This is a genomic window from Lachnospiraceae bacterium oral taxon 096, assembly GCA_018141845.1.
GTDB lineage: Bacteria > Bacillota > Clostridia > Lachnospirales > Lachnospiraceae > F0428.
The window spans coordinates 2,074,966-2,087,472 of sequence record CP073340.1 but is presented as its reverse complement, the minus strand read 5'-3'; the positions used below and the strand labels follow the sequence as shown (position 1 = coordinate 2,087,472).

Annotated in this window: 16 protein-coding genes; all 16 read left to right on the top strand. The window is 37.9% G+C overall.

Annotated features, from left to right (window positions below; all coding sequences use genetic code 11):
* Nucleotides 1–3: 3 nt before the first annotated feature.
* Complete coding sequence (ureC, locus tag J5A74_10080) at nucleotides 4–1,725, top strand: urease subunit alpha (GenBank protein QUI95701.1); 1,722 nt, start codon at nucleotides 4–6, stop codon at nucleotides 1,723–1,725.
* 16 nt (nucleotides 1,726–1,741) lie between these two features.
* Nucleotides 1,742–2,248, top strand: a complete 507-nt coding sequence (locus J5A74_10075) for an AmiS/UreI family transporter (GenBank protein QUI95700.1) — start codon at nucleotides 1,742–1,744, stop codon at nucleotides 2,246–2,248.
* Between the two features lie 68 nt (nucleotides 2,249–2,316).
* A complete protein-coding gene (locus tag J5A74_10070) occupies nucleotides 2,317–2,796 on the top strand; it encodes an urease accessory protein UreE (GenBank protein ID QUI95699.1) in 480 nt (159 codons plus the stop codon).
* Nucleotides 2,797–2,805: 9 nt separating this feature from the next.
* Nucleotides 2,806–3,498: an urease accessory protein UreF gene (locus J5A74_10065; protein QUI95698.1), complete on the top strand. Its 693-nt coding sequence runs from the start codon at nucleotides 2,806–2,808 to the stop codon at nucleotides 3,496–3,498.
* A gap of 41 nt (nucleotides 3,499–3,539) precedes the next feature.
* Complete coding sequence (ureG, locus tag J5A74_10060; protein ID QUI95697.1) at nucleotides 3,540–4,151, top strand: urease accessory protein UreG; 612 nt, start codon at nucleotides 3,540–3,542, stop codon at nucleotides 4,149–4,151.
* Nucleotides 4,152–4,153: 2 nt separating this feature from the next.
* Nucleotides 4,154–4,948, top strand: a complete 795-nt coding sequence (locus tag J5A74_10055) for an urease accessory protein UreD (protein QUI95696.1) — start codon at nucleotides 4,154–4,156, stop codon at nucleotides 4,946–4,948.
* Nucleotides 4,945–6,084 carry an amidohydrolase gene (locus J5A74_10050; GenBank protein QUI95695.1) on the top strand — a complete coding sequence of 380 codons (1,140 nt, stop codon included), beginning with the start codon at nucleotides 4,945–4,947 and terminating at the stop codon, nucleotides 6,082–6,084. Before J5A74_10055 ends, J5A74_10050 begins: the two co-directional genes overlap by 4 nt.
* Nucleotides 6,085–6,324: 240 nt before the next feature.
* Complete coding sequence (locus J5A74_10045; protein ID QUI95694.1) at nucleotides 6,325–6,924, top strand: hypothetical protein; 600 nt, start codon at nucleotides 6,325–6,327, stop codon at nucleotides 6,922–6,924.
* A gap of 101 nt (nucleotides 6,925–7,025) precedes the next feature.
* Nucleotides 7,026–7,643, top strand: a complete 618-nt coding sequence (locus tag J5A74_10040) for an IS607 family transposase (protein ID QUI95693.1) — start codon at nucleotides 7,026–7,028, stop codon at nucleotides 7,641–7,643.
* Complete coding sequence (locus tag J5A74_10035) at nucleotides 7,640–8,815, top strand: transposase (GenBank protein ID QUI95692.1); 1,176 nt, start codon at nucleotides 7,640–7,642, stop codon at nucleotides 8,813–8,815. The genes J5A74_10040 and J5A74_10035 overlap by 4 nt, the downstream gene beginning before the upstream one ends.
* A 234-nt stretch (nucleotides 8,816–9,049) precedes the next feature.
* Complete coding sequence (locus J5A74_10030; GenBank protein ID QUI95691.1) at nucleotides 9,050–9,361, top strand: DUF1533 domain-containing protein; 312 nt, start codon at nucleotides 9,050–9,052, stop codon at nucleotides 9,359–9,361.
* A gap of 73 nt (nucleotides 9,362–9,434) precedes the next feature.
* A complete protein-coding gene (locus tag J5A74_10025; protein ID QUI95690.1) occupies nucleotides 9,435–10,118 on the top strand; it encodes a class I SAM-dependent methyltransferase in 684 nt (227 codons plus the stop codon).
* 182 nt (nucleotides 10,119–10,300) lie between these two features.
* Entirely contained in the window at nucleotides 10,301–10,750 is a 450-nt protein-coding gene (locus J5A74_10020; GenBank protein ID QUI95689.1) for an 8-oxo-dGTP diphosphatase, read from the top strand.
* Between the two features lie 25 nt (nucleotides 10,751–10,775).
* Nucleotides 10,776–11,327 (top strand): GNAT family N-acetyltransferase, encoded by a 552-nt coding sequence (locus tag J5A74_10015; protein ID QUI95688.1) that lies wholly within the window; start codon nucleotides 10,776–10,778, stop codon nucleotides 11,325–11,327.
* 54 nt (nucleotides 11,328–11,381) lie between these two features.
* Nucleotides 11,382–11,663 (top strand): hypothetical protein, encoded by a 282-nt coding sequence (locus tag J5A74_10010; GenBank protein QUI95687.1) that lies wholly within the window; start codon nucleotides 11,382–11,384, stop codon nucleotides 11,661–11,663.
* Nucleotides 11,650–12,342, top strand: coding sequence for a DNA alkylation repair protein (locus J5A74_10005; protein ID QUI95686.1), 693 nt, complete (start codon nucleotides 11,650–11,652; stop codon nucleotides 12,340–12,342). Before J5A74_10010 ends, J5A74_10005 begins: the two co-directional genes overlap by 14 nt.
* The last annotated feature ends 165 nt before the right edge of the window (nucleotides 12,343–12,507 follow it).

Below are 12,507 nucleotides of genomic sequence, written 5' to 3'. Positions count from 1 at the left end.
AAGATGAGCTATAAGATTTCAGCAGATAAGTATGCAATGATGTATGGCCCAACAACAGGGGACAAGGTGCGTCTTGCAGATACAAGTCTTGTGATTGAAGTAGAAAAAGATTATACAACCTATGGTGATGAGTCAAAGTTTGGTGGCGGAAAGACATTGCGCGATGGTATGGGACAGTCCGTAACTACAACAAGTGCAAATGGAGATCTGGATCTTGTCATCACCAATTGCTTGGTTTTAGATTACACAGGAATTTATAAGGCAGATATTGGTATTAAGGACGGAAAGATTGCAGGCATTGGAAAGGCTGGAAATCCAGATATCATGGATGGTGTGACACCGGGAATGACGGTTGGTGCATCAACAGAGGCTCTCGCTGGAGAGGGATTGATTTTGACTGCAGGTGGAATTGATACACATATTCACTACATTTCCCCTCAGCAGATTGACACAGCACTCTATTCTGGAGTGACGACCATGATTGGTGGTGGTACAGGTCCAGCTGATGGAACAAATGCAACAACTTGTACACCTGGACCATGGAATATTGAGATGATGCTTCGTGCAGCAGATGAGTATCCAATGAATATTGGTCTTTTGGGCAAGGGAAATTGCTCTGATGAAGCTCCACTTGTTGATCAGGTGAAGGCTGGTGTGATGGGATTAAAGATTCATGAGGACTGGGGTGCAACACCAGCGGTGATTAATCACTGCTTAAATGTAGCTGATGCCTATGATGTTCAGGTAGCCATTCACACCGATACATTAAATGAGGGCGGTTGTGTAGAGGATACATTAGCTGCGATTGGCGGAAGAACCATCCATACATATCATACCGAGGGTGCTGGTGGTGGTCATGCACCAGATATTATTCGTGCAGCAGCTGCGGCCAATGTATTGCCTTCTTCAACAAACCCAACAATGCCTTTTACAGTAAATACATTGGATGAGCACTTGGATATGCTGATGGTTTGCCATCACCTTGACAAGAGAATTCCAGAGGATGTAGCTTTTGCAGATTCAAGAATTCGTCCGGAGACTATTGCTGCAGAGGATGTATTGCATGATATGGGTGTCTTTAGTATGATGAGTTCTGACTCTCAAGCGATGGGACGTGTCGGTGAGGTAATCACAAGAACATGGCAGACAGCGAGCAAGATGAAGGACGAGCGTGGTGCATTAAAGGAAGATGCAGGTCATGACAATGATAACTTTAGAGCCAAGAGATTTATCTCAAAGTATACGATTAATCCAGCAATTACTCATGGTATCAGTCAGTATGTTGGTTCTGTAGAGATTGGTAAGTTTGCAGATCTTGTTCTTTGGAATCCAGCATTTTTTGGTGTAAAGCCAGATATCATTATCAAGGGTGGAATGATTGTTGCAGCAAAGATGGGAGATGCAAATGCTTCTATTCCAACTTGCGAGCCTGTAATGTATAAGCCAATGTTTGCTGCACATGGCAGTGCGAAGATGAAGTCCTGCCTTACTTTTGTGTCAAAAGCAGCAATCGAAGAGAATGTGGCTCAGAAGTATCACTTACAAAAGACCGTTCTTCCTGTAATGGGATGCAGAAATGTGGGCAAGAAGGATATGAAGTTTAATGATGCCACACCAACAATTGAAGTCAACCCAGAGACCTATGAGGTAAAGGTTGATGGAGAACACATCACATCAAAGGCAGCAGATCACTTGCCATTGACACAGATGTATAACTTATTCTAATATTTGGGGGAAAGGTATGTTAGGCGTTTGTCTTCTCTTTGTAGGTATTGTACTGATTAACAATGGTATGTGCACACTATATCATGTGGATGGAAAGTCGGCAGCAGTGATGAATATTTTGACTGGTGGACTTTCTGTTGTTATCAATGTGCTTAATCTCATTCAGGGCAATTACTATGCTGCTGGAACAGGTTTGTTGTTTGGCTTTACCTACTTATTTGTAGCATTTAATAATTTATTAAACTTGAGTGCCATTCCATTTGCATGGTTTTCAACATTCGTTGCTATTAATGCTTTTATTTTCGGAACACAGGAAGGTTTTGTGGGCAATGCAGCATTAAATATTACGCCGGATTGGCGTTGGGCAGCCATTTGGTATCTTTGGGCCATCCTTTGGGGAACCGCCTTTGTGGAGACCATTTGTAAGAAGAGTCTGGGAAAGTTTGTGCCATATCTTCAGGTATTTGAAGGAGTGGTGACGGCTTGGATTCCAGGATTGTTGATGATGGTTGGAAAGTGGTAATCCATAATAATGGAACATAGAAAAATGCCTCGGACACCGTTTCGAGGCGTTTTTTATAAGGAGGAAATATGATTTGTGAAAAAATTCTTGGAAAAATTGAGGATTTTGATCCTACTGGAAAGAAAATAGAATATATTGATATCGAGTGGGCGGAGTCGACAAAGAAGGTCCACAGAAAGCAGACAGAAAGTGGACTTGAAGTGGGGCTTCGCATGGATGATAGTGTACTTGTGCGAGGTCTCTATGAGGGAGATGTCATCTATGCAGACGATCAAATGATTATTGCTGTACATACTCCAGCTTGCGAAGTGATTAAAATTCATGTGCACCGAGACCATGCCTTTATGGTGGCCAAGGTCTGCTATGAGATTGGAAATCGTCACGCACCGCTGTTTTATGGGCATGATGATTTTTCCTTTGTCACTCCATATGATGAGCCAATGTTGGTGATGCTAAAGAAAATGCATGGTATTGATGTGGAAAGGGCAGTAGAAAAGCTTGATTTTGAACATAGAGTTTCTGCCAGCATTCATCACCATCATCACTAGGGGAGAACAATGAATACAGATCAAAAATTGATGTTATTGCAAATCAATGATGCCCTCTTTCCCATTGGAGGATATTCTCACTCCTATGGACTAGAGACCTACATTCAGCAGGGGCGGGTGTGTGATGTGCAATCAGCGAGGGAATACATTCAAAAGCGATTGGGCTACAATCTGCTCTATACAGATTTTTTGGCCGTTCACCTTGCTTTTTTGGCAGCAAAAGAGGAAAACTTAGAAAAGCTCAATGAACTTGAAGAGATCATGGAGGCATCAAGAATTCCCCTGGAGCTTCGAGAGGCCTCACGAAAGCTAGGTAACCGCTTTATTAAGACACTTCATAATCTAGATGCATCAAGAGAGAGTGCCTTTTATCAGAGCTACCTCAAAAAGAGAGAGGGAAAATCAACCTGTCACCCATGTGCCTATGGTACATTTTGTGCTTGTATGGGAATGGATGAGGATGAGGTGTTGCTAAACTTTATGTATGCCCAGACCTCTGCGATGGTGACAAATTGTGTGAAGGCGATTCCATTGAGTCAATCCGACGGTCAAAATATTTTGTACCATCTACATTCACATTTAGATGAGCTCTTGTCAAAGATGAAGACACTGGGGGAGGAGATGCTGTGTTTGTCTACGCCGGGATTTGATTTGCGTAGCATACAGCACGAAACATTGTATTCAAGGATTTATATGTCTTAAGATACAAAACGGAAAAATTAGAGAAGAATGAGGAGAAAATTATGGCTTACACAAAGATTGGTGTTGCTGGACCTGTCGGTTCAGGAAAGACTGCACTTATTGAGGCATTGACAAGAAGAATGTCCAAGGACTATAGCATTGGTGTTATTACCAATGATATCTACACACAGGAAGATGCAGAGTTTTTGGCAAAAAATTCAGTTATGCCAAGGGAGCGTATTATTGGTGTGGAAACAGGGGGATGCCCACACACAGCAATTCGTGAGGACTGCTCGATGAACTTAGAGGCTGTGGATGAGATGATGACTCGCTATCCAGACATCCAGCTCTTATTTATTGAGAGTGGTGGAGATAATCTCTCGGCAACATTTTCTCCAGAGCTTGTCGATGCGACCATCTTTGTCATTGATGTCGCAGAGGGAGATAAGATTCCAAGAAAGGGTGGTCCTGGTATTACGAGGTCGGATCTTTTGGTGATCAACAAGATTGACCTTGCTCCACATGTCGGTGCAAGTCTTGAGGTGATGGACAGAGATTCAAAGAAAATGCGTGGAGATAAGCCATTTGTCTTTACCAATATTCGCGGCGGAGAAAATGTAGATACCATTATTGATTGGATTAAGAAGAATGTTCTTTTGGAGGATCTTGCCTAGTGATGCAGGGAGAACACAATCATTTTGGGAAAACTTCAAAGTTGAGTATTAGGGCGGAGGTAAGAGATGGAAAGACGGTTCTTACTGATGTGGACTTTACGGCACCATATAAGATTATGAAGCCGTTTCCGCTCAAAAATGGTGGAATTCGAGTAATGCTCTTGGCTGCTTCTGCAGGAATTATGGATGGTGACCGCCATGAATTTTGTTTTGATATCAGGGAAGGGGCCTATGTGGAATTTGTCTCCCAATCCTATGACAAAGTTCATCCAATGGAAAAAGATTGTGCAAAGCGTCACACTCAGATCAAAGTGGCAAAAAATGCCTTTTTTGCTTTTAACCCACAGGCAACGATTCCTTTCCGAGATTCGGCATTTGAAAATTGTATGGACATTTATCTTGAAGATGAAAGTGCTCAATTTCGGATGAATGAGATTTTTACCTGTGGTCGTTATGGCTATGGTGAGGAATTTTTATATCGCTATTATTACAATCTCGTCCATATTTATCGAGGGGAACAATTAATTTATCGAGATAACACAAGATTTATTCCATCAGAATTTGATATGGCAGGAATGGGAATGTATGAAAATAATCGCCATATCGACAATATTTTTCTCACCTGTTCGCAGAGTAAGCAAACAGTGGAGATGCTAAGAGAGATACTTGATCAGAGCGAGGATGTCGACGGCGGTGTGACAAAATTGGCTTCGGGAGATATTGCCGTTCGCATCTTTGGAAGAAGTGCACAGGCACTGGAAAAGGTGAGCGAAAAAATGATGGGACTAACATTATGAGAAGAGATATTGTAGAAAAAATCATAAAATTGCGCCATCACCTTCATGCCCATCCTGCACTTTCTTTGCAGGAAAAAAAGACCAAGGAAGCACTAAAGGCTTTTCTTAAAGAAAATGCTTCCAATCTTTTGATAGAAGATAGGGGACATTGGTTTTATCTTTTAAAGCCAAGCGAAAAAAAGAAGTATCCGCCAATGGCCTTTCGAGCAGATATGGATGCCCTGCCCATAGAAGAAAATTTGGACTGTTCCTACTCGTCTACAGTTCCAGGAGTTTCCCATAAATGTGGTCACGATGGGCATTGTGCTGCCCTTTGTGGTCTGGCAATGGAATTAAATGAGGCGGATGATTTGGGCTTTGATATCTATTTAATTTTTCAGCATGCCGAGGAAGTGGGAAAGGGGGCACAGGAGTGTGTTCAATTGATTGAAGAAAAGAAAATTTCAGAAATCTTTGCCTTCCATAATCTCGGAGGATTTCCACAGGGAAGCATTGTGGTTCGCAGAGGATTGACTCAGCCAGCCTCAAAAGGTTTGACCATTCGCTTTGAGGGAAAAACCTCCCATGCAAGTAATCCCGAAGAGGGAAAGAATCCGACCTTTGCCATTGGGAAAATCATTGCTTTGATTGAAGAAGAACTTCACAGAGAGCACGATGGAATGTTTCTTTGTACCGTGGTCAATGTCCAAGTTGGAAGTAAAAATTTTGGTGTGTCTGCGGGCGAGGGAGAGATCTCCATGACGCTTCGTGCAGAAAATGAATCAGAGATGGAAGAGCTTGAGAATCTTCTTCGAGATAAGGCCAAAGATCTTGCAAAGAATGGTGGATTTTTTGTTTCATTTACTGAAGATGATCCATTTCCAGAGACAAGAAATCATGATGAGTCTTTAGATAAGGTTGTTGCTGTGGCAAAAGAGCAGAATAGAAAAGTAGTCTTTATGCCAGAGCTTTGGCGAGCTTCAGAAGATTTTGGCTGGTATTTAAAAAAGTGCAAGGGTGCGATTTTCTATATTGGCAATGGTGAGGACTATCCACCCCTTCACACAGTCTCGTATGACTTTGTAGATGAAAATCTGGAAGTAGCTAAGGACATATTCCTGGGATTGATTCAAAATCATAGTTCCAAGTTCCTATAAAAAATGAAAAAATCCCCCTCTGATGTCTATGCTATCAGGGGGATTTTTAAATTTTTCTTGAAAAAAGTATAGATTTTGATATACTATAATGTGTTAGGGGACTCTAATAGAAAGTAATGAAAGAAAATAGTCTTATGAGAATGCCATTGTGGTGGAAATCCGGATACCCACAGATGACATTTTTTTATGGACAGTAATTAGTAGATACTAATTATATTTTAATTGCAAAGAGGGAGGAACATGGGAAAGCGAAGTGTTATATTGAAAAGTGGAGCGGTCGTCCTATCTATTTTAATGATGTCCAATCCATTGACAATATATGCTGGTTCTTGGAATTACAAGGGCGGGCAGTGGACTTATAAAAATGACAATAAGAGTAATGCTAAAGGTTGGCTAAAGTCCAATGGAAAGTGGTATTATCTCGATCCTATAACTGGTGTTATGAAGAGTGGTTGGCTCTTTGATAACGGAAAATGGTATTTTTTGGATACCAATCCATCCAGTGGTGCAATGCTCACAGGATGGCAGTGGATTGATGGCTATTGCTATTACTTCAGTACAAGTGGAGATATGCTTGCTGGCACAATTACACCAGATGGCTATTATGTCAATATAGATGGTCGCTATGTCGAAAGAGGCAAAGTTGCCTATGTACCAGAAAAAGGGATAAAGACAATAAAGACACCACAGAAATCTACTGGTGGAAAGAAGTCGGGTGGATCTTCTTCAAGTGGACGAGGAGGAAGATCTTCAAGGACTAGAGTAAAGCCTACGATTGCTCCAACCAAGACGGTGGAGGCGACAACCGTAGCTCCAGCAACAGAGGCAAGCAACTGTTAAGAGTAATTTATAAAAAAATTATAAATATGTGTTGATTTTTATAAGTTTTAATGATAGAATAAAATATAAATATTGAAAAGGAGGCTTTAAGAACTTTAATTATGAGTAAATACTATTCTATCAGAGAATTTTCAAGAATTTTAGGAGTATCAGCCCAAACACTTAGAAATTGGGATGCAAACGGTAAACTTCATCCACATCATGTGTCTAGTAATGGATACAGATATTATTCTCATGAACAATTAAATCAGGTTATGAATATAAAATCTGATTTGAATAGAATTGTCATTGGATATTGCAGAGTTTCAAGCAATAAACAAAAAGATGATTTAGAAAGACAAATAGAGAATATGAAGCTGTATCTAAATGCTCAAGGGAAACCTTATGAAATAATTTCGGATATAGGTTCTGGAATTAATTATAAGAAAAAGGGTTTAAGAGAATTAATCAAACGTATATCTCAGCATGAAGTGGAAAAAGTTGTAGTTCTTTATAAAGACAGATTATTAAGATTTGGATTTGAATTAGTTGAATATGTTGCAAGTTTATATAATTGTGACATAGAAATAATTGATAATACAGAAAAACCAGAACAGCAAGAGCTTGTAGAAGATTTAGTTCAAATTATCACAGTTTTTAGTTGTAAATTACAAGGCAAACGTGCTAATAAAGCTAGAGAATTAGTAAATGAATTAATTGAGGTTGACAGTGAAAAATGATAAAATCAATAAAAATCAGACTATACCCAAATAATAAACAGATTACTCAACTATTTCAATATGCTGGATGTGCGAGATTTGCTTACAATTGGGCTATTGCAAAGGAACAAGAGAACTATAAGCAAAAAAATAAATTCTTATCGGATAATGAATTACGAAAAGAATTTACACAGCTAAAGAAACTGCCAGAGTATAGATGGCTAAATGAAGTAAGTAATAATGTAACAAAGCAGGCAATCAAAGATGCTTGTAATGCCTATAAAAAATTTTTCAAAGGGCAATGCAAATATCCTAAATTTAAAAGTAAAAAGCATTCAACTCCTTCTTTTTATCAAGATACTGGTAAAATTCAGTTTACAGATACTCATGTAAAAGTCGAAGGATTTTCAATGAGTAAAAGACGAAATAAACAAAAATTGAATTGGATTAGACTTTGTGAAAAAGAAAGAATACCAATTAACTGTAAATACTTAAATCCACGCTTTACATATGATGGATTGTATTGGTATGTATCTATTGGAATTGAAGTAGATGACAATAATAATCTTCCATCAAATGATGGTGTCGGAATTGATTTAGGTATTAAAAACTTAGCAGTTTGTTCTGATGGAAATACTTATAAGAACATAAATAAAACACAAAAAGTAAGAAAAATAGAAAAGAAAAAACGCAGGTTACAGCGTTCAATATCAAGAAGATATGAGAAAAATAAGAAAGGAGGCAGTTATTGTAAAACAAGTAACATAATAAAAAGAGAAAAAGAACTTTTAAAAGTAATAAAACGATTAACAAATATTCGTCAAAACTACTTACATCAGACAACATCTGAAATCATAAAGCGAAAACCAAGTTTTATCTGTATGGAAGATTTGAATGTAAGTGGAATGATGAAAAATAAGCATTTATCCAAAGCAGTACAACAACAATGCTTTTATGAATTTAGAAAGCAGATTGAGTATAAGTCTAACTGGAATAATATTTCAGTCATTATAGCAGACAGATTCTTTCCAAGTTCTAAACTATGTAGTTGTTGTGGAAATATTAAAAAAGATTTGAAACTGTCTGACAGAATTTATAAATGTGAATGTGGAAACATCATAGATAGAGATTTTCAAGCAAGTTTGAATCTAAAGCAGTATGGAGAGAATGTTTTAAAACAATCTGTAGTGTAACACTTTAAAGTTATTACAGATATGTACCGAACGTTAATCGGGAATTGACGCCTATGGAGAGTACAAGAACTTGTAATTAGTATTTGAATTTATTCAGTATGAAAGCATACTCGATGAAGTAGGAATGAAACATAAAAGTTTATTAGCTTTTTATAAGTTTTCAGTAACGGCGTAAACGATATTCAATTTACGAGTGCAAGTAAATATAGCGTTCCTAATTTTGTTGGAGCAACAGTGAGAGACAATTATCCTCTCGACAAGACAGTTCGACTCACCTTTGACAATGCAAATAAGTCTCAACTAAAGAACTTTCTTGCAGCAGTAAAAAAAGATGGCACCGAAGTTTCTGTCAATGGCGTAGCTTATCATAAGGTATCTAGCTTCTCCCGTGGAGACAGCAATGTGTTCAAAGTGACGCAAAATTATGGCACGGGAAAAGACGAGTTTATTGACCTTAGCAAGGAGGCCTTCCAAGCAGGAAAGAACATGGTAAAGATTTCCTCCGATCTTTTTGATACTGTAGAAATTAGTGTGGATTATCAATAAGATAAGATATAATGGATTAAGAGATCGATAAGTTGTTTATCATGACGCTATCCTATTTTGAGGAGGTGTGTGTATGGCGAAAAAAGAAGAAATTCAAGGTGCATATCAGCTGACGGGAGGTCATACGAGCTTCTATGACCATATGATGACCTGTTCCACTTTCCTGGGCAAAATAATTTGCTATTTCGTGTGGAATATGGATAGGGAAAAGAATCGAAAATATATTCATCAAGCTCTATCTGGGATACCAAAGAATTTTTCAGGAAAAATTCTAGAAATTCCAGTGGGAACAGGAGTGCTAACGATGCCAAAGTATAAGAAGTTGCCAGGTGCAGAGATTACTTGTGTAGATTATTCATCCGATATGATGAAATCTGCACAAGAAAAGGCCGAACATATGGGAATAAGAAATATCCATTTTTTACAGGGGGATGTGGGAAATCTTCCATTTGCGGATGATTCCTTCGACATTGTGCTTTCCATGAATGGATTCCATGTCTTTCCTGACAAAAATGCAGCTTACAAAGAGGTGTTTCGTGTCCTAAAATCGGGCGGAGTCTTTTGTGGTTGTTTTTATACAAAGGGTGGATGTAAAAGAACAGATTGGTTTGCACGGCACTTTTATGTTCCTAGGGGATTTTTTACACCACCATTTGAAACCGAAAGCAGCCTCAGGAGAAGATTATTAAAAACTTGCAAGGAAGTTTTGATAACTCGAGTAGAAAGTGTGGCATGTTTTCGGTGCATAAAAAAATAGATAGGATAATGCGATCAAGATAGAGAGGGGCTTTCAAGTTTTTTAACTTGGAAGCTCTTTTTTGCAAGAAGGTAAGGTGAAATACTTGAAAATAAATGTGAAAATTAAGTATAATAAAAGTAGAATATAGAAAATTTGTAGTAGAATAAAGTAGGAAAAGAAATAAGATGAGGAGAAAAAAGATGGCAAGAACGGAAAATGTTGAATTGACAGTGCTTTGTCTTATTCAAGATGGAGATAAAATTCTATTACAGAACAGGGTGAAAGAAGATTGGAAGGGCTATACACTTCCAGGAGGTCATGTCGAGATCGGGGAATCCTTTGTTGATGCTGTGAAGAGAGAAATGAAAGAAGAGACAGGACTGGATGTTACTAACCCAAAATTGGTTGGGGTAAAGCAGTTTCCAATAAAAAATGGACGATATATTGTATTTCTGTTTAAAACAGAGCAGTTTTCAGGAGAACTTGTTTCATCAGAAGAAGGACAAATGGAATGGATTGATGGCAGGCATCTTTCAGAAATCAATACAGTAAATGATTTTGATGAACTTTTGAGAGTTATTAATAATGCAGACTTAACAGAGTTTCAATATTTGGTAGACGGGGATATTTGGAGTGTTTCAATAAAGTAAAATTGAGTCGTGGAGGTACATCGCAATGGTTTTTAAGAAAAAAGAGTTCAAATTAAAAGATGGGAGAAAGGCAGTTCTTCATACTCCTTCAGAAGATGATGCGGAGGATATGCTTCAATTTATTGTAAAGGCATCAAGTGAGACAGATTTTTTGATGAGGTTTCCAGAGGAATTGGCTGAGGTTACGCTGGATCAGGAAAGAGCTTTTATTCAGGAGAGCTATGATAGTGAGAATAGAATGATGATAATCTGTTTTGTAGATGGCAGGATTGCAGGAAGTTGTCAGATTTCTTTTTGTACTAGAAAAAAAGATCGTCATCGGGCTTCTGTTGCGATTGCCCTTTTGCAAGAATTCTGGAATCTTGGTATCGGAACAAGAATGTTTGAAGAGATGTTTCAAGTGGCCAGAGCTCGTGGCGATGTCCGTCAGATTGAACTTGACTTTATTGAGGGAAATAAAAGAGCGAGAGGGCTATATGAAAAAATGGGATTTCGGATTACAGGAATAAAACCAGATGCGATACGAATGAGGGATGGATCGTTTGTGAATGAGTATATGATGGTGAAGTGGCTATGACACAAGGTTTTTATTAATCTAACCCTATTCTTATTTAATTTGAAAGGACTATGAATGGTTGGGAATTGTGCATTTATTTGTAATGAAGATAATTTTACAGTATTCAAATATGGTAACTATACTATCCGATTTGAGGCACCGTATTCTCTTGAAAAGTATACTGATGTTATAGAGTGGAATGATGGTTATCTTGTTGTTATGGCAAAGTATAAGCATAATAAAGACAGTGAGGAGGAGTATATTGATCTGGTTCCAATACTTGAAAATCTTTATATTCATCCAAAAGTCTTTTTGAGGCAAATTAAGAAAGTAGTAATAGATTATGATGGATGTTAAAATTGAAGAGATAAGAAAAAAGCTCTTTGAGCTACAAGATAAAAAATATCGTGATTTTCAGTGCAGGTTAATTCCAACACTAGAATCAACTACGATAATCGGAGTAAGAACTCCAGAGCTTCGAAGATATGCAAAGGAGCTTGTCAAACAAAAAGAAATGCAAAATTTTTTGCATTTCCTTCCCCATCAATATTTTGAAGAAAATCAACTTCATGCTTTTATGATTTCAGAGATAAAAGATAATAAGCAGTGCCTAGAAGAGTTGAATCAATTTTTGCCATTTGTTGATAACTGGGCAACCTGTGATCAACTTTCCCCTAAGGTATTCAAAAAGAATCGCTCTGAATTGATTGATCAGATAAAACAGTGGGTTTGTTCGGATAGAACATATACGGTTCGATTTGGAATTGGAATGCTTTTAGAGCATTTTCTTGATGATGATTTTGATCCAATCTATTTAGAAATGGTATCCAAGATTAGCTCTGAGGAATATTATATTCGTATGATGGTAGCTTGGTATTTTGCTACAGCACTTGCCAAACAATATACCAAAGCTCTACTATATATAGAAGAGCAAAAACTAGATATCTGGACGCACAATAAGACTATTCAAAAAGCTGTGGAGAGCCGAAGAATTACACTAGAGCAGAAGGAATATTTGAGGCGTTTAAAGATTTGAAAATTCATACTCCAACTTCAATAAGTCGGAGCAGTTTACTGTTTATATTTAGTGAGGAGGACATATCATTGAATCAAACTCAACATACTCGGTACGAGCAATATGAGCGGTGCTTGTTGGAATCAAAAAATGTGATTTTTCGAGGTGCACCTGGGGTGGGAAAAT

What these genes read in the sequence shown, in the direction of transcription:
- ureC (QUI95701.1), top strand. Translation starts at nt 4, where the DNA reads ATGAGCTATAAGATTTCAGCAGATAAGTATGCAATGATGTATGGCCCA.
- J5A74_10075 (QUI95700.1), top strand. Translation starts at nt 1,742, where the DNA reads ATGTTAGGCGTTTGTCTTCTCTTTGTAGGTATTGTACTGATTAACAAT.
- J5A74_10070 (QUI95699.1), top strand. Translation starts at nt 2,317, where the DNA reads ATGATTTGTGAAAAAATTCTTGGAAAAATTGAGGATTTTGATCCTACT.
- J5A74_10065 (QUI95698.1), top strand. Translation starts at nt 2,806, where the DNA reads ATGAATACAGATCAAAAATTGATGTTATTGCAAATCAATGATGCCCTC.
- ureG (QUI95697.1), top strand. Translation starts at nt 3,540, where the DNA reads ATGGCTTACACAAAGATTGGTGTTGCTGGACCTGTCGGTTCAGGAAAG.
- J5A74_10055 (QUI95696.1), top strand. Translation starts at nt 4,154, where the DNA reads ATGCAGGGAGAACACAATCATTTTGGGAAAACTTCAAAGTTGAGTATT.
- J5A74_10050 (QUI95695.1), top strand. Translation starts at nt 4,945, where the DNA reads ATGAGAAGAGATATTGTAGAAAAAATCATAAAATTGCGCCATCACCTT.
- J5A74_10045 (QUI95694.1), top strand. Translation starts at nt 6,325, where the DNA reads ATGGGAAAGCGAAGTGTTATATTGAAAAGTGGAGCGGTCGTCCTATCT.
- J5A74_10040 (QUI95693.1), top strand. Translation starts at nt 7,026, where the DNA reads ATGAGTAAATACTATTCTATCAGAGAATTTTCAAGAATTTTAGGAGTA.
- J5A74_10035 (QUI95692.1), top strand. Translation starts at nt 7,640, where the DNA reads ATGATAAAATCAATAAAAATCAGACTATACCCAAATAATAAACAGATT.
- J5A74_10025 (QUI95690.1), top strand. Translation starts at nt 9,435, where the DNA reads ATGGCGAAAAAAGAAGAAATTCAAGGTGCATATCAGCTGACGGGAGGT.
- J5A74_10020 (QUI95689.1), top strand. Translation starts at nt 10,301, where the DNA reads ATGGCAAGAACGGAAAATGTTGAATTGACAGTGCTTTGTCTTATTCAA.
- J5A74_10015 (QUI95688.1), top strand. Translation starts at nt 10,776, where the DNA reads ATGGTTTTTAAGAAAAAAGAGTTCAAATTAAAAGATGGGAGAAAGGCA.
- J5A74_10010 (QUI95687.1), top strand. Translation starts at nt 11,382, where the DNA reads ATGGTTGGGAATTGTGCATTTATTTGTAATGAAGATAATTTTACAGTA.
- J5A74_10005 (QUI95686.1), top strand. Translation starts at nt 11,650, where the DNA reads ATGATGGATGTTAAAATTGAAGAGATAAGAAAAAAGCTCTTTGAGCTA.